The sequence below is a fragment of the Streptomyces sp. CRCS-T-1 genome (assembly GCF_024442335.1).
In the GTDB taxonomy this organism is placed as follows: domain Bacteria; phylum Actinomycetota; class Actinomycetes; order Streptomycetales; family Streptomycetaceae; genus Streptomyces; species Streptomyces koelreuteriae.
The window spans coordinates 8,058,893-8,075,803 of sequence record NZ_CP101651.1; the positions used below are offsets into that span (position 1 = coordinate 8,058,893).

The window sequence follows — 16,911 nt, forward strand, 5'->3', positions numbered from 1 at the left end:
GCACATCGGTAGGGAAATCAGTCCGCTACCGATCCTCCGCGCCACCGCTCACCGTGCCCGGCAGCCCGGCCGACGACAGGGCGGCGGATTCCTCCGGGCGGCTCAACGTGGGCGTGGCAGCCGGGTCCGTGAGCAGCTCCGGGACCATGGTGTGCAGCGCCGCGACGGCCCGCCCGACCGCTTCGCGCACCGTCGCGCTGATGCCCGGCGCGATGTCCTCGTCGGCGGGTGCCCGCAGCTCGGGCTCGCAGGCCAGGACGAGGACACGCGGCAGCGGCTCGTCGCCCAGGTGGGCGGCCAGGGCGAGGACCTTCGCCGGGTCCATGCCGTGCGCCTCGGGCGGGGCGCCCCCCGAGGCACCGTCGGGCAGGTCCGGCTCGACCAGCGACAGGGTGCCCGGCGCGTGTCCCCGTACCGCCGCGTCGACCAGGACGGCCGTGTCGTAGCCGTCGAGCAGTTCGTACGCCAGATCCATCCCGCGGATGCCGAAGTCCCGCACCCGCACCTCGGGCGGCAGCGGGTTCCGCTCCAGGGCGCGGATCACCTCGGGGCCGAAGGCGTCGTCCGCGAGGAAGATGTTGCCGACCCCGGCGACGAGCAGCCGCGCACTCATCGCGCACCTCCCAGGGGCCGCGGGGAGCCGGTCGGAAGCTTGCGGACGAAGGCCGACCGCAGCGCGTGATACGGGGCCTGGCGGTCGAAGAGGATCGTGCGCATGCGGGCGAGTTCGGTCCGCCGGTACTCGGCCAGCGGGCGCTGCAGCTCGTCCGAGTGCCGAGCCGTGGTCTTCGCGGTGATCCGGCCGGCGAGATCCGGGTCGTCGGCGAGCGCGGCGGCCAGCCGCTCGACCTCGGGCGTGAACTCGTCCGGCCGGGCGGGCACCAGACGATCCACCAGCCCGATCCGCGCGGCCGTCGCCGCGCTCACCGGCAGCGCCTCGCTGGTCAGCCGCTCGGCCGTCTCGGCTCCCACACGGCGCGGCAGGGAGTACGTCCAGAACTCCGAGCCGTACAGGCCCATGTTCCGGTAGTGCGGATTGAGGACGCTGCCCGTGCGGCACCACACCTCGTCCGCGGCCAGGGCGAGCATGACGCCGCCGGCCGCCGCGTTGCCGCCGAGGGCCGAGACCACCAGCCGGTCGGTGGTGCGCAGCACGGCCTCGACCAGGTCGTTCATGGCGTTGAGGTTGGACCAGGACTCGCCCGCCGGGTCGCTCGACGCCTCGATGACGTTGAGATGGATGCCGTTGGAGAAGAAGTCGCGGGCGCCGCCGAGCACCAGCACCGAGGTGGGGCGGCTGAGCGCGTACCGGTAGGCGGCCAGCAGCCTGCGGCAGTGGGTGGTGCTCATCGCCCCGCCGGGGAACGAGAAGCTCACGAAGCCGACCTCGCCCTGCTGCCGGTAGCGGATGTCGGTCCAGGTGCTGCGGTCCGGGGGCAGCTCGAGCGGCGCGGCGATCTCGGGCAGCCAGTGCGGGCGGTCGCTCGAGATCGGCATGCCGTGGGATCCGGGCGGGGCCGGGAAACCGGCCAGGACGGAGGCCGCCGGGCGGCGGAACGGCGCCGGGTCGCCGGAGCTCTTGAGGGGGCGCAGCTCCGGGATCCACACCGCGCCGTCCCGGGTGGCCCGGCAGACCGCGCCGGACCGGGTCGCGAGCAGTTCCCCGGGCTCACCCCGCAGCCGGTCCTCGGGATGCCCGCCGTGCAGGAACACCTCCCGGCCGCAGATCTCGTCCCGGACGCCGGGCTGCGAGTCGGCCCCGCGGAGCTTGCGCAGCACCGTCCGGGTGGTGTCCCGCTCCCAGTCGATCCGCCGCCGCTCCTGGCGGAAGAAGTCCCGCCACACCACGTCGACCCCGGGCTCGCTCTGCGGACGCGGCTTGTACGAGCCGTCGGCGTAGCGCCGCACGGCCTGGAGGACCGCGGCGGTCGCGGCGTCGGCGACCTCGCCCCCGTACATGCTGCTCTTGCCCGCCGGCGGCACGGTGAAGGACCCGTCCGCCCACACGTCGCCCGCGTCCATCGCCGCCTCGGCCTGAAGCACCGTCACACCCCACTCGGGCGCCTCCTGGGCGATCGCCCAGTCCAGGGAGGACGGCCCCCGGTCGCCGGGTGGCCCCGGGTGCACGATCAGGCAGGTGTGCTGCTGCCACACGTCCTCCGGCAGGGCCGTCTTCAGCATCGGGGCGACGACCAGGTCCGGACGCACCTCCTGTACGGCGGCCCGGACCGCGTCGGCGCCGTGCGAGGCGAGGACGACGTCCACCCGGTGTCCCTCGTCCGACAGTTCCGCGTACACACGCTGGGACAGGCTGTTGAACGCGCTGGCGACAAGCAAGATGTCCATGACATGGCATGCTCGCCGTTCGGACGAGGGCCGAGAAGGACCACCGCGGCGTTTCGCGGCCCTCGCCCGCTTCCGGGCTACTCTCCCGACGGTGCGGTCAGCGGAACCCCCAGGCCGACCGGGGTGCCGAAGTTCGGTGTCCCGTCGGCGTTCCAGGTGAATTTCTGTGCCCTGGTCGAGCGGTTCATGTCGCAGCCGCCGCCCGCGGAGCTGTTGGCGTGGTACACCATCCAGTCCTCTGTGCCGTCCGGCGACTTGAAGAAGCCGTTGTGGCCGGGGCCGTACACCCCGGTGGCGTTGGACCGCTGGAACACCGGGTTCGGTGACTTGACCCAGGAGGAGGAGCTGAGCGGGTCGCCGCCGTTGTAGGTGAGCATGCCCAGCTTGTAGTCGGGTGTGGAGCAGTGGCTGGCGGAGTAGACGATGAAGGTCTTCCCGTTCCGCTGCAGCACCTCGGCGCCCTCGTTGACCGCGCCGCCCACCGTCTCCCAGCCGTATGTGGGGGTGGAGAGGATCCGGCGTGTGCCGCTCGCGGTCCACGGGTTGGACAGCGGCCGGATGAACATCGGCTGCGAGCCGTTGTAGAAGGTACCGAGCAGATACAGCTTGCCGTTGAGCTGGAGGATGCCCGGGTCCAGCTCCCAGGTGTTGTCCTGGGACGGGTCGAGCAGATCGGCCTTGAAGGTGTAGGGGCCCATCGGGTCGAGTCCCGCGCTCTCCAGGACATGGATCCGCTGGGTGCCCAGATCGAAGGGCTCCCGCCCGGCCGTGTAGTAGAAGTACCACCGCTTGCCGTTCGGGCCGTCGAGCAGATGGAACTCCGGGGCCCACATCGTGCCCGCCCCGTTCGGCCTGGTCAGATTGAAGATCACCTGTTCCGTGGCCGTGGCGAGGCCGCCCAGCGTGCGGGACTTGCGCATGGTGACCGTCGAGTTCCACGTCGTGGTGGCGAGGTAGTAGTAACCGTCGTGGTAGGTCAGCCAGGGGTCGGGGCCGCGCTGGGCGATCGGGTTGGTGAAGGTGCCCGGGCTCGTGCCGCCGCCGGTGAAGCCGGCCAGACGCCACACCCTGCCGTTCGCGGCGGAGCACGGCAGCTGCACCAGGCCGGTGTTCGACGCCGACGAACCCCCGCTCGGCGTCACGCACTTGCCCGAGGCCGTGGAGACCAGGTTGAAGGCCTTGTCGGCGCCGCTCACCGGCACCAGCCGCCACTGCTGGTTGGTGCCACCGTGGCAGGGCCACTGGATGACCGTGGCGTTGTCCGCGGTGGACGCGCCCGACACGTCGACGCACTGCCCGGACTGCGTGGTGATGGTGTACGTGTCACCCGAACCGGACCCCGAGACCGGCGCGAAGCGGAAACTCTGGTTGGCGCCGGAACCGCACGCGAACGCACGCAACTGCGTCCCGTTCGTCGACGAACCACCCGGCAGATCAAGGCAGTTGCCGCCGTTCTGGTTCACCCCCGTCGACGTGAACGCGACGGCGGCGGCAGCGGGCTGCGGTGCCGCAAGGAAGGCGACCATCATGGTGAGGACGCCGAGGAGCGCGGACAGACATCTGAAACGGGTCACGGGCCGTACACCTTCGCTTCGAGGAGGCCGACGGAGTTGTTGCCGTTGCTGGTGAGCTGCACACGCAGTCGTGTGGTGTTCGTCGCGGTGAACGTGACCGCGTTGTACTGGTTCTTCGCCACCGGGTAGCCGCTCGCGCCGGGCACGTCGACATAGGCGCTGCCGTTCCAGTACTGGAGCTTCCACGAGGCGGGCATGTCGATGCCCTGGTCGTCGTCGAAGAAGTACACCTCGGCCTTGTTCACCGTCTTTGCCGACGGCCAGGTCAGCTCGGCCCACTGCTGCCCGCTCTCCGGCCAGGTGCCCCAGCGGGTGTTGACGGTGTCGTTGGACGAGGGCGGATCGACCCCGTCGTTGATCGCGGTGACGCTCTCCCAGGAGGAGGTGTACGAGGCGGACGCCGTCGCGGACGTCGCCAGGTTGGCGGGTGGCTGGGCGCCGCCCCGGTTGTGGACCTTGATCTCGGTGAGGCCCGTCTTCGCGCCGGAGGCGTTGGTGGCCAGGACCCTGATGCGCTGGGCGCTGATCGCCGGGAACCGCACCAGGTTGTAGTTGGCGCGGGGCGCGGCCGGGCTCTTGGTCTGGCCGTCGGCGTTCACCCAGGACGTGCCGTTGTGGTACTGGATCGTGTACGAGGACGGCGCCCGGTAGGTCGTACTGGCGGGGCGGCTGTCCTTGAAGTACAGGCGCACCTCGTTGAGCGTCCGGGCGGTGCCGAAGTTCAGCTCGTACCAGTCCTGGCTGTTCGAGGAGCCGCCCGCGCCCCAGAACGGCTCATTGGTGGGAAGCCCGTCGACCGCGCCCGAGACGGCGCTGCCCGACCCGGTGTGGGAGGCGGACGCGGTCGCGCCGGAGGCGAGGTTGGCCGGGTCGCCGGTCAGGTCGACACCGGCCTTGGCGAGCATGTCGACCATGCGGGGACTGTCCTGCACGACCTGGTGGGGGGCCTTCAGCCCGGAGACGGCCGTGCGGTGGGTGACCGTGCCCTTCGTAGTGACCTCGCCGCTGGCCGGGTCCCAGGTGAAGGGCACCAGGGAGCTGACGGTGGCGGCCCGGGTGCCGTTGACGTAGATCGAGTAGCCCTCCGGGATACCGGGGTAGCGCACCACGCCGTCGGCCGGGTCGTCCCAGACGACGGACAGGTCGGCGCCCCGGTAGCGCAGGTTGTTGACCGTGAAGTGGGACCAGCCGATGTCGATGGGGGAGAGCTCCACCTTCGCGTCGCTGCGCGGCCGCAGCCCCGCCACGTCCTCGATCACCGTCCAGTTGCTGCTGCCGAGGATGTTGTGGTGGATCCACGAGCGGTAGTTGACGGAGCTGCCGTTCCAGTCGGCCCAGAACTCGTTCGCGTCCGGCCACTGGGTGTTGCCGCCGACGTACTGCGCCCAGGTGTTCCAGTAGAGGAGCTTCTTGTAGTCGGTGGCGCTCATCCAGGAGTTGGAGTAGTTGCGCAGCACCGAGGAGTACAGCCGGAACTGGACGGTGGAGTTGATGGTGGAGAAGTTGTTGGAGCCCGGCTCCCCGGCCTCGGCCGCCGCCTTCTTGTCGACCTGGTTGGCCGTGTAGAACGGGAAGATCGGGTACTGGGCCGGGTCGTCGAACAGCCGCAGGGCCTGCTTGTACGTCGCCGTGTCGGGGACGGCGCCGACCGAGAACGGGTAGTAGTTGTTGATCTCCTTCCAGGGCACCCACTCGTTGGTCGACTTCAGCCGGTGCTCGAACAGCTGCCGGTTGGGGTTCCAGAGCACGTTGACGATGGCGTCCTTGATCTGGTTGGCGAGGGTGCGCATCTCGCTCGCCTTGGCCGTGTTGCCGGTCGCCTCGTAGGCCTGCGCGGCGGCCAGCGCCCCGCTGTACTGGTAGGCGGACTCGGCGCGGTCCATGGTGCCGGGCTTCCAGTGGAAGGAGACGGCGTCGGCGTCATTGCCCGTCAGAGCGCCCCAGTCGTACTCGATGAGCTTGTTGTTGTCACGGTCGTAGTGCGCGAGCTGGCCCTTGACATCGCCCTCCGCGTAGCGGGCGAGGCTCGCGGCGATGCCCGGCTGGCCGCCGTGGATCTGGTAGCTCTTCCACGCCGCCTCTGCGATGTACTGGGTGTAGCTGTTGGACCAGTTCTCCGGGTCCCCCGGGTTGTCCAGGAACCGGCCGCCCTTGGAGGTCTGGCCGACGCTCAGCCAGTCCCCGTAGGCGTACGACGGATCGCGCAGATACTTCAGATCGTCGATGTGCATCGGCTGGGTGAGCGCGATGGCGTTGTTGTAGCCGAGGACGCCCTCGGTCGAGGTCGGGAACTGGAAGGTCTGCCCGGGGATGTCGGCGTCCAGGTGGTTGAAGCGCATCAGCCACCAGCGGTAGTAGATGTTCTTCTTGATCGCGGGCTCGGGCACGTCGATGTACGGCACGTTCTGCGCCCACCACCGGTTGTAGGCCCGGACATGGGTGGCGAACGCGGTGGCCGCCGAGTAGCCCGCGTAGGCGTCGTACTCGCTCCGCGACTCGGGGATCTCGTCGGTGACGAAACCCATCACGACCTTCGCGGTCACCGTGGCACCGGCCGCGACCGTCACGGACCGGTTGAGGCCGCCGCTGGAGACGGCGAACCCGTCACCGGTCAGCCGGGGGCGCAGCGTCGTGAGGTTGTTGTAGGCGTTGACCTGCCCGGTCAGCTCGCTGCCGCTGCCCGAGGTGGTGTAGGGCGAGGTCGCCCGCAACTGGAGAGTGGTGGCGGACGAGCCGTTGTTCTTGATCGACAGGTTCGTCACGGCCACGTTGCTGTCCGTGATGAACTTCGTCTGGTCGACCGTGACCGAGCCGCTGGTGTGCACGCTCTTCCAGTGGCTGGGCGTCTGCCGGCGCTGCGCGACCTGCTCGGTGAAGGTCCCCGGGGTGACCGCGACGGTGTAGGCGCTGTTGCCGTTGATGTTCTCCCAGTAGGCGACCTTGCCGCCGAAACCGAACCGGGCCGGGTCGTGCTCCTTCATGAACAGTGCGCGTCCCCGGCTCATCAGCCAGGGCCCGGCCGGATCGTTGCCTGAGCGGGCGAGCAGCCGGTCCATCCAGAAGTCGGTCCCCGAACTCTCCGCGTCGTAGATCGCCCGCATCATGTCGCCCGAGGTGTGGGCGACGGGCGGGGCGGGGATCGCGGGGCCGCTGAAACTGGGGAAACCGATGGTCTGCGCCGCCGCGGCCGGGGTGGCGGGGACCACGCAACAGACGGCGAGTACCAGTGCGGCCAGGAGGGTCTGCGGTCTTCTCATCGGAGCTCCCTGTCCGGACCTGCAGAGCACGGAAACGACCTAAAAGGTTTTCGCAACGTAGAAGTGAGCTGATGAAGTGTCAAGAGTATTGGGAGCGCCCTGAGTTGGAAAACCTTTCAGGTGGGCGTTGCTCGCGAACGTATTCGACGTTACGGTCCTGCGGTGATCGCCCGGCGTACGCCGGAGCGGGCGTCACGAGGGGACATCGCATGCGAAACCGGTCGGCCGGCGTCATCCGCAACCCGGTGCTGCCCGGGTCCCACCCGGACCCGTCGATCCTGCGGGTGGGGCCGGACTTCTACCTGGCCACCTCGACGTTCGAGTGGTATCCGGGCGTGCGCCTGCACCACTCCACGGACCTGGTGCACTGGCGCCCCCTCGGCGGCGCCCTCGACCACACCCGCCTGCTCGACCTGACCGGCTGCCCGGACTCGGGCGGCGTCTGGGCGCCCAGCCTCACCCACGCCGACGGCCTGTTCCACCTCGTCTACAGCAACGTCTCCACCTACGTCGGCGGCTTCACCGACTGCCCCAACTACCTGATCACCGCTCCCTCCATCGAGGGCCCCTGGTCGGATCCGGTACCCCTGCACGCCCGGGGCTTCGACGCCTCCCTCTTCCACGACGGCTCCGACAGCCGGCTGCTGAACCTGGTCCACGACTGGCGCCCCGGCCACGGCGGCTCGGCGGGCCTGGAGGCCCGGCGCTACGACCGTGCCGCACGCCGCCTCGTCGGCGACCCCGTGCGGATCGGGCTGCCGCCGCAGTCCGGCTGGATCGAAGGCCCGAACCTCTACCGCCGGGGCGACTGGTACTACCTGCTCACCGCGGACGGCGGCACGGGCTACGACCACCAGGTCACCGTCTCCCGCTCGCGCACCCTGACGGGCCCCTACACTCGCGACCCCGACGGCCCGCTCCTCACCGCCCGCGACCATCCCGACCTACCGCTGCAGAAGGCCGGGCACGGCAGCCTGGTGGAGACCGGCGACGGCGACTGGTACCTGGCCTACCTCGTGGCCCGGCCCCTCGGGCGGCGAGGACCGTGCGTCCTGGGCCGGGAGACGGCACTGGCACCCGTGATCTGGACCGCCGACGAATGGCCCCGTGTCGAGACCGGCCTGCCCGCGCTGGAAGTTCCGGCCGGCATCTCCAGGGCGGGCGAGGACCACACGGACGCGGAGGACACCGACGGATTCGACGGCCCGGCCCTGGGCCCCCAGTGGTCGACCCTGCGCCGACCTCCGACCCCCGACTGGGTCTCGCTCACCGAACGCCCGTCCCATCTGCGGCTCCGGGGCGGCCGGTCACCGCAGAGCCTGGTCGAACCCAGCCTGGTGGCCCGCCGCGTGACCGGGGCGCGCTGCTCGTTCGAGGCGACGATGGAGTACCGGCCGGAGGCGTTCCAGCACCTGGCCGGGATCACCGCGTACTACAACACCCGCAACTGGTACTACCTGTACGTCACCGTGGACGACGAGGGTCAGCCCGTCCTGCGCGTCGCGAGCTGCGACCGGGGCGTGCTCAGCGTCGACGAAACCGGCCAGGCGCAGCTCGGCCCCGCCGCACGACTGCGGCTCGGCCTCGACTTCGACGGGGCCGACCTGCGCTTCCGGTACGACACCGGCCGGGGCTGGGAGCCCTTCGGTGCCGTCCTGGACGCCACCGTCCTCTCCGACGAGCACGCCGAGCACATCGAGGACGGACAGATCCGCTCCCTCGGCTTCACCGGCGCGTTCGTCGGCCTGTGGGCCTGGGACCTCGGCGGGGGCGGGCACCCTGCCGACTTCGACGAGGTCACCTACCGGGCTGGGGAACAAGCTCCCGTTCGATGAATCGGTTGAGGTGGTGCCGTGCCTGCTGAGTGGTCAGGGGAGGTGCCTGGCGCAGGCGTTGCAGGGCGAGGCCGTCGGCGAGGGCGGCGAAGCGGGCCGTGAAGCCGTCGAGGTCGTCGCCGATGAACTCGCCGTCTGCGACGCCCCGTTCGGCCAGGGCGCGGATCTGCCGGTGCCAGGCCGCGTACCGGTCGGCCTGCCCCCGGGCGAAGGTCTCGTCCGTGCTCTGCTCGCCCGCGTGCCAGAAGTCGAACCACATCCGCCAGTGCCGGTCGGTGTCCTCCGTGAACAGTGCGTCGACGAGCAGCCTGAGCGCCTCGGCCCCGCTGGTCGCGTGCTCGGCGGCCTCGCTGAGCGCCGCGTAGTACTGCTCGATGTGCAGCACCATGGCCTCGGAGAGGACTTCCTGCACACTGTCGAAGTGGTACGTGACCGTGCCGACGGACACTCCGGCCGCCGCTGCCACGTCGCGCACGCCGACCGACTTGTAGCCGCGCTCCGCGATCAGCGGCACGGCCGCGTCGACGATGAGACGCCGCCGCACCTCGGTGGGCTGCCGGGTCCGGTCCCGGGCCGCGACGGCACGGCGCGGGCCCTTCCCGCCCTGCCGCGGCTGCTCGGCGGCGGTCATCCCGATGTCCTCGGGGTGGTGCGGTGCCATGCGCGCTCGGCCACTGTCTCTCCGTTCCCCCGTGCCTCGATACGGCTGTCCATGATGAACTCCGCGGCCGTGGCGCGCAGCTCCGTCCGGGCCATGATCTCAGCGTCCCAGTCATCGCCGCGCCGCAGCCGGATGCGCCACTCGGAGACGGCCCGCGCCGACAGCGGATCGTCGGTGCGGATGGTGTACGTCTCGCGGGCGCTCTCCTCGTAGCGCAGCCCGTCCGGGTACGTCCGCGACCCCCCGTATCCGGGGTCGACGTCCAGGGTCCACTCGCCCTTGGCGACGTCGTGTGTGACCAGCCGCTCGGGGCGGGGGTCCGGGGGAGTGTCGTAGGTGACCGGCATCGGTACCGCCTGCTCCGGTTCCTCGAAGCGGACGGCGGCCTCGTCGGCGGCCTCGCGCACCGGCAGCAGGACCGCGCTGTCGGCCGGGACGACGTGCAGCGCCCCGCGTTCGCCGTGCGGCCAGACCCAGGGCCAGTACGCGTCGGAGACGGCGACACGGACGCGGTGGCCGGGCGGGAAGGCGTAGCCGATGCCGTTGAGCTCGAACTCGACGTCCTCGTACGTCCCCGGAGTCCACTCGACGGCGTGTTCGCGGCCCTTCCTGCTGAGCAGGTTGAGCACGCCCCGGGTGACGAGTGTGGACGAGCCGTCGGGAGCGACATCGCACACGCGGGCGATGACATGGGCCCGCGGTGTGTCGCTGTCGAGGCGGAGCCGGACACGCGGCCGGCCGAGGATCTCCACGCGCTGCTCCAGGGGCGCGGAGTCGAAGCAGACGGACCGGCCGTCCTCCTCGCGCTGGTCGGGCGGCAGGTCGGCGGCGTTGCCGAACGGGAAGAAGCGTCCGGCGTCGAGCCCGGTGTGCAGCGGAGAGCGCACCACGACCGGGTCGCGGCCCTCGCCCAGCGGCCGGGTGTCCCAGGTGACGTCGGGGCTCGGCCACTCGGCGTCGGTCACCCAGCGGCCGGGCATCTCCTCGTGCGACGGGGAGGGCGGTACGGGGTCGTTCAGCCAGGAGCGCAGCAGCGGCTCAGCCATGACGCCCGTGTCGACGCCCTTGAGATGCTGGTCCCACCAGCGCAGGGTCTCCTGGAGGAACCCGATCGCCGGTCCGGGCGGCAGCCCCCGGTCGGGGTACTGATGCGACCACGGCCCGACGATGCCCCGCACCTGATCGCCGGGGAGGTGCTCCACGAGCCGCAGCACGGTGTCCCGGTACGGGTCGTTCCAGCCGCCGACCGCGAGGACGGCCGCGTCGATCGCCGTGTAGTCCTCGCAGACGCTGCCGTGCCGCCAGTAGTCGTCCCGCTGCTGATGCTCCAGCCAGGTGTGCAGGAAGGGTTCCAGCGCGTCCAGGCGCTCGCGCCACATCGGCAGCCAGCGGTCCGCGCCCACGCTCGCGGGGTCCGGCGGGCGTGCGGCGAAGGCCAGCATGGTGCCGGCCCACGCGAGCATGTCGATACCGAGGACGGCACCGCCCGTGTAGTGCACATCGTTGTCGTAGCGATCGTCGGTGGAGCAGACCGTCACGACCGCCTTGAGCGGCTCGGGGGCGAGGGCGGCGATCTGGAGGGAGTTGAAGCCGCCCCAGGAGATGCCGAACATGCCGACCTTGCCGGTGCACCAGGGCTGCGCGGCGAGCCAGTTGACGACGTCCACGCCGTCCGCGAGTTCCTGGGCGTCGTACTCGTCGCCCGGCGTGCCCTCGCTGTCGCCGTGGCCTCGGACATCGACCCGGACGGAGGCGTAGCCGTGCCCGGCGTACCAGGGATGGCGCTGGGCGTCGCGCGGGGCGGTCCAGTCGCTCTTGCGGTACGGCAGGTATTCCAGCAGCGCGGGGACGGGGTCCGACTCGGCGTCGGCCGGGCGCCAGATCCGGGCGTGCAGGCGGGTGTCGCCGTCCCGGGTGGGGATCCACACGTCCTCGCGGACGACCTGGCGTTCGAACCGGTCGCGGTACTTCACGAAACTCCTTCTGCGACGGGAGAGGTCGGGGTGTCGTCGGGGGTGCCGGCGGGCCGCCAGCGGCGCACGCGGTGGCCGTCGCCGTGGTCGGTCCACACCTCGCCCTCCCGGGCGGCGTCAGCCCAGTCGGGGGCCGCCTCCACCGGCGGCTGGGCGTCGGGGTCCGGTTCGAGGGCGGCCGCCATCAACTGCCGCGTGTAGGGGTGCCGGGGATCCGAGAAGACGGCTTCCGTCGGACCCTCCTCGACCACGACACCGCCCCGCAGGACGACGACACGGTCCGCGATGCCCCGGACCACGGCCAGGTCATGGCTGATGAACAGACAGGCCAGGTCGCGTTCCCGGCGCAGATCGTCGACGAGGTGCAGCACATCGGCCTGGACGGAGACGTCCAGCGCGGTGGTGATCTCGTCGGCGATGAGGACGTCCGGCTCGCCCGCCAGCGCCCGTGCGATGCCGATGCGCTGCCGCTGGCCGCCGGAGAGCTGCGCGGGCAGCCGGTCGGCGAAGGCCGGGTCCAGACGTACGTCCGCGATGAGCCGCCGGGCGCGCTCGGCCGACTCCGCCCGGCCGCCGGCCGTGCCGAAGAACCGCAGCGGACGCCGGATGGCGTCGCTCACCGAGCGCCGGGGGTTGAGCGAGGTGTCCGCGTTCTGGAAGACCAGCTGCACCCGCCGCCGCAGGGACATCGGCCGCCGCTGCGCGGGCCGCGCCAGATCGCCCGACTCGTGTGTCATGGTGCCGCCGGACGGGGTGCGCAGCCCCGCGAGAGTCCAGGCCAGCGTGGACTTGCCGCTGCCCGACTCGCCGACCAGGGCCAGGACCTCGCCGCGCCGGACCTCGAAGGAGACCCCGTCCACGGCACGGGAGCTGCCGTAGTCGACGGTGACGTCACGGGCCGAGACGGCGACCGGCGCGTCCTCGGGCACCACGGCCCGGGGCCGTATCTCGCGCTCGCCCGACTCCCGTACGAGAGCCAGACCGGCGTCGTCCAGACGGGGCACGCTCGCCAGCAGCCGCTTCGTGTACGGCTCCCGGGGCGTCGCGAACACCTGCCGCGTGGGCGCCGACTCCACCACACGGCCCGACTTCAGCACACACACCTCGTCGGCCAGGTGCGCGACGACGCCCAGATCATGGCTCACCAGCACGGCCGCCAGACCCAGTTCGTCGCGCAGGGCGGCGATCAGGTCCAGCACACCCCGCTGGGTGACGACGTCCAGGCCGGTCGTCGGCTCGTCGAGGACCAGCACCTTGGGGCGGGCCGCGATGGCCATGGCGAGGGCGACGCGCTGCTGCTGGCCGCCGGACAGCTCGTGCGGATAGCGGCGGGCCAGCTCGGCGGGACGCGGCAGCCGGACCTGGTCCAGCAGATCGGTGACGGGGATGTCGCCGCCCGCCTCCGCTATCTGCCGGCCGACGCGCATCGAGGGCGTGAGCGCCTGGCCCGCGTTCTGGGCGACCATGGCGACCGTCCGGCCGCGCAGCCGCCGCAGCTCGGGCGCGGACAGGGCGAAGACGTCCCGGCCGTCCACCGTCACCGAACCGCCGGTGACCTGGGAGCCGTGCCGCAGATGCCCGAGCAGGGCGGCGGCGAGGGTCGACTTGCCGCTGCCGGACTCGCCGACCAGCGCGAGCGTGCTGCCCGCGGCGGCCTCGACGGACACCTCGTGCACCACGGGGATCCGACGGCCGCCGGAGCGGTACGCCACGGACAGGGAGTCGACGGAGACGAGCGGGGTCATCACAGGCCCTCCCTGATCCGGTCGACGCCCCAGGCCTTGGAGAGGCCGTCGGCCGCGAGATTGAGTCCGATCACGAGCGTGGCCAGGGCGATGATCGGCGCGACGCTCGCCATCGGCACGACGGTGATGGCGGTGCGGTTCTCGGCGACCATCAGGCCCCAGTCCGGCGTCGGCGGGTCGGCGCCGAAGCCCAGGAAGGACAGCGAGGAGATCAGCAGCACGACCCAGGAGGCACGCATCGCGAACTCGACGCACACCACGTCGACGATGTTCGGCAGGACCTCCCGCCGCAGGATCGGCCAGGTGCCCTCCCCGCGCGCCCGGGCGGCGGTCACATAGTCGGCGGGCACCACCGCCAGGGCGGCGCCACGCACCACCCGCACCACCTGGGGCACGAACACGACGGCGACGGCGAGGACGATGACCGCCGGTCCGGTGCCGAGGGCGGTCACGACCACGAGCAGCGCCAGCACCGCCGGAATGGCCAGCACGGCGTCCAGCACCCGCCCGATCAGGTCGTCGAACCAGCCGCCGCGCAGGGCGGTCGCACAGCCGATGACCGTGCCGAGGGCGACGCTCACGACGGTGGCGGCGACGGACACCCCGAGCGCGTACCGGCCGCCGTACAGCACACGCGCGAGGACATCGCGGCCGTACTGGTCGGTGCCCGCCCAGTGCTCCCCGCCCGGACCGAGCAGGGCCTGCGAGGCGTCGCCCGCGATCGGATCGTAGGAGGTGAGCAGAGGGGCCAGCAGCGCGATCACGACATGGACGCCGACGATCGCCAGCCCCACGACGGCCGCGCGCGAGGAGCGCAGGGTGCGCCACACACGGGCGGCGCGCGAGGCCGGGGCGTCGGCCCGGACGGTGTCGAGCGTGGTCATCGGGTCCTCCCTCGGGTGCGGAGCCTGGGGTTGAGGGCCATGGCGCCGAGGTCGGCGGCGAGATTGCACACGACGTAGACGACGGCGCTGATCAGGGCGATGGCCTGGATGACGGGCAGGTCCCGGTTCTGCACCGAGGAGAGCATCAGCTTGCCGATGCCCGGGTAGTTGAAGACGTTCTCGACGACGGCGACACCGCCCAGCAGCCAGGCCACGTTGAGCGCGATCACATGCAGCACGGGCAGCAGGGCGCTGGGCAGGGCGTGCCGGGTGACGACCCGCCAGGTGGACAGGCCCTTGAGGCGGGCGGTGGTGACGTACTCGCTGGCCATCACGTCGATCACCGAGGTGCGGGCCATACGGACGATGTAGGCGGCCATCACCACCGCGAGGGCGAGCGCCGGGAGCCACACGGCGGGCAGGAGCTGGCCCACGGTGGCGTCGGGGCCGTAGAGGACGACCGCGGGGAACCAGGGCAGCGCGACCGAGAAGCACAGCACGAGGACGGTGGCCACGACGAACTCGGGGACGCTCATGCCGACGAGACTGACCGTCGAGATGAGGTGGTCGGGCCAGCGGTCGCGGTAGAGCCCGGCGAGGATGCCCAGCAGCAGCGAGCCGGTCACCGCGAACAGGATGGTGAGGGCCGCGATGAGCATGGAGTTGCCCAGGTACTGGGTGACCTCACCGCCGACCGCCGTCCCGGAGACCAGGGACGTGCCGAAGTCGCCGTGCAGGGCGCCCCACATCCAGTCGCCGTAGCGTTCGACGGCGGGCCGGTCCAGGCCGAGGCTGCCGCGCAGCTCGGCGACCGCCTGCGGGGTCGCGTCCTTGCCGAGGACCTGGGTGGCGACGTCCCCGGGCAGTGCCTGGACGGCGAGGAAGACCAGCAGCGAGGAGAGCAGCAGCGTGCCGAGCGCTGCCGCGATCCGGCGGGCTGTGAAGGAGAGCATGCTCAGGCCCCCTTCAGGCCGATGCCGAGGTAGTCGAACTCGAAGCCGTGCTCGGCGTAACCGCGCACCTTGCGCGAGATGCCCACGAGCCGGTCGGCGAACATCGGGGTCATCGCGCCGCCCTTGTCGATCACCCAGGTCTGCGCCTCGCCGTAGAGGTCACGGCGCCTCGCGTCGTCGGTCTCGGCACGGGCCCGGTCGAGCAGCGCGTCGAAGCCCTCGTCGGACCAGGCGGTCTCGTTGTACGAGGAGCCGCTGCGGAAGACCTGGTTGAAGAGCTGGTCCACGGGCCGGCCGGTGTACCAGTAGGTGGCCATCAGCGGCTGCTTCATCCAGATCTGTGTGTAGTACGAGTCCGCCGACGCCGTCTTGACGCGGATCCGGACGCCCGCCCGCTTCGCCGACTCCTGGTAGGCGAGCGCCATGGGTGTGAAGAGGGGGTCGTACGCGGAGGTGTACAGGTCGACGGCCAGGTCCTCGTGGCCCGCTTTCCTCAGCAGGTACCGCGCCTGCTCGGGATCGTGCTCGGGGTGCGCGGAGATGTGTGCCGGGTCGTCGGGGGGCACCGGGTTGTCCCAGCCGGGCCTGCCCGCGCCCTGCAGCGCGGCCTTCACGATGTGCTCGGGGTCGTAGGCGAGCTTCATGGCCCGGCGGACCCGGACATCGGTGAAGGGCTTGTCGGTGGTGAGCATCGGCAGCACGTACCACTGGGCGTTCTTCACCCGGGCGATGGTGGCGAGGTCGGAGGCGGCCACGACGCGGGCGGTGGCGAAGTCCAGGTTGGTCTGCGACAGCAGGTCGACCTGCCCGGCGAGCAGGGCGTTCGAGCGGGCCGACATGTCCGCGACCGAGTAGAAGGCGATCGCGTCGAGCACGGGGCGGCCCGCCCAGTGGTCCTTGTACGCGGTGACGCGGCCGGGGCCCGCCGGTGCGAAGGACTCCAGCCGGAACGGGCCGGTGCCTATGCCGGTGCGGCCGATCGACTTCCCGCTGCCCTCGGGGACGACGTAGCAGTTGTAGTGCGTGAGCAGGCTCGGGAACTCGGCGTTCGGCGACTTCAGCGGCACCACGAGGGTGTGCGCGTCGGGTGTGCGCAGCCGCCGCGGGTCGACGAGCGGGGCGAGGACGCCGGCCTGCGGGGACGCCGTCGCCTTGTCCAGGATGTGCCGCAGCGTGTAGGCGGCGTCGGCGGAGGTGAAGGCCCGGCCGTCGTGGAAGGTGACGCCCTTGCGCAGCCGGAAGGTCCAGGTGCGGGCCGCGCCGTCCGGCTCCCAGGACTCGGCGAGATCGGGAGCCACTTCGCCGTCCGCGCCGATGCGGACCAGCCGGTTGTAGAGGGCGCCCAGGTACTCGTAGGCGGACAGGGAGCTCGCCGGGTCGAGGGTCTCGGCGTCTGAGGCCGGTGGACGCGCGATCCGCAGGGTCCCGCCACGGTCGGGCGCGCCGCGCTGGGCGGCGGCCGGCAGGACGGGTGCGGCGGTGGCGCCCGAACAGCCGGACAGCAGCCAGGACGCGCCGAGCGAGGCCGCACAGGCGGTGCCCGCGGCGAGCACCGAGCGGCGCCCCGGGTGGTGCATGCCGGACATGAACCGACCTTCCCTGTCGCTATTCGTTCACTGAACGATTGAGTGAAGTCCGTGAACGATAGCGAGCAGGCGGTTTCCAGCCAACCCTTCCGGCTGT

At 71.4% G+C, this 16,911-nt stretch carries 11 protein-coding genes; 1 reads left to right on the forward strand and 10 read right to left on the reverse strand.

Translation table 11 applies throughout. The features are described from left to right. Window positions 1-25: 25 nt before the first annotated feature. The 4 genes from NNW99_RS36450 to NNW99_RS36465 all read right to left on the reverse strand — a co-directional run bounded on the left by NNW99_RS36450 (window position 26) and on the right by NNW99_RS36465 (window position 7,177). Window positions 26-613, reverse strand: a complete 588-nt coding sequence (locus tag NNW99_RS36450) for a hydrogenase maturation protease (RefSeq protein WP_215123484.1) — start codon at window positions 611-613, stop codon at window positions 26-28. Then, the gene (locus NNW99_RS36455; RefSeq protein WP_215123486.1) at window positions 610-2,346 is read right to left on the reverse strand and encodes an enoyl-CoA hydratase-related protein; all 1,737 of its coding nucleotides are present in this window, start codon (window positions 2,344-2,346) and stop codon (window positions 610-612) included. Before NNW99_RS36455 ends, NNW99_RS36450 begins: the two co-directional genes overlap by 4 nt. 77 nt (window positions 2,347-2,423) lie before the next feature. Further along, a complete protein-coding gene (locus NNW99_RS36460; RefSeq protein WP_215123488.1) occupies window positions 2,424-3,920 on the reverse strand; it encodes a family 43 glycosylhydrolase in 1,497 nt (498 codons plus the stop codon). Beyond that, complete coding sequence (locus NNW99_RS36465; protein WP_215123490.1) at window positions 3,917-7,177, reverse strand: discoidin domain-containing protein; 3,261 nt, start codon at window positions 7,175-7,177, stop codon at window positions 3,917-3,919. Before NNW99_RS36465 ends, NNW99_RS36460 begins: the two co-directional genes overlap by 4 nt. A gap of 209 nt (window positions 7,178-7,386) precedes the next feature. On the opposite strand from NNW99_RS36465, the gene NNW99_RS36470 reads away from it, so the two are divergent. Next, window positions 7,387-9,012, forward strand: a complete 1,626-nt coding sequence (locus tag NNW99_RS36470; protein WP_215123492.1) for a family 43 glycosylhydrolase — start codon at window positions 7,387-7,389, stop codon at window positions 9,010-9,012. On the opposite strand, the gene NNW99_RS36475 is transcribed toward NNW99_RS36470, so the two are convergent. From NNW99_RS36475 to NNW99_RS36500, 6 genes are read right to left on the reverse strand one after another with little or no spacing between them, the layout of a single operon-like run. Then, complete coding sequence (locus NNW99_RS36475; RefSeq protein ID WP_215123494.1) at window positions 8,975-9,673, reverse strand: TetR/AcrR family transcriptional regulator; 699 nt, start codon at window positions 9,671-9,673, stop codon at window positions 8,975-8,977. The two genes, NNW99_RS36470 and NNW99_RS36475, sit on opposite strands and share 38 nt — an antisense overlap. Continuing rightward, window positions 9,640-11,646: a CocE/NonD family hydrolase gene (locus tag NNW99_RS36480; RefSeq protein WP_215123496.1), complete on the reverse strand. Its 2,007-nt coding sequence runs from the start codon at window positions 11,644-11,646 to the stop codon at window positions 9,640-9,642. The genes NNW99_RS36475 and NNW99_RS36480 overlap by 34 nt, the downstream gene beginning before the upstream one ends. Further along, window positions 11,643-13,391 carry an ABC transporter ATP-binding protein gene (locus NNW99_RS36485; protein ID WP_215123498.1) on the reverse strand — a complete coding sequence of 583 codons (1,749 nt, stop codon included), beginning with the start codon at window positions 13,389-13,391 and terminating at the stop codon, window positions 11,643-11,645. The genes NNW99_RS36480 and NNW99_RS36485 overlap by 4 nt, the downstream gene beginning before the upstream one ends. Further along, window positions 13,391-14,275 (reverse strand): ABC transporter permease, encoded by an 885-nt coding sequence (locus tag NNW99_RS36490; protein WP_215123500.1) that lies wholly within the window; start codon window positions 14,273-14,275, stop codon window positions 13,391-13,393. Before NNW99_RS36490 ends, NNW99_RS36485 begins: the two co-directional genes overlap by 1 nt. Beyond that, window positions 14,272-15,228, reverse strand: coding sequence for an ABC transporter permease (locus tag NNW99_RS36495; protein WP_215123502.1), 957 nt, complete (start codon window positions 15,226-15,228; stop codon window positions 14,272-14,274). Before NNW99_RS36495 ends, NNW99_RS36490 begins: the two co-directional genes overlap by 4 nt. A gap of 2 nt (window positions 15,229-15,230) precedes the next feature. Next, entirely contained in the window at window positions 15,231-16,814 is a 1,584-nt protein-coding gene (locus tag NNW99_RS36500) for an ABC transporter substrate-binding protein (RefSeq protein WP_215123504.1), read from the reverse strand. Between the last annotated feature and the right edge of the window lie 97 nt (window positions 16,815-16,911).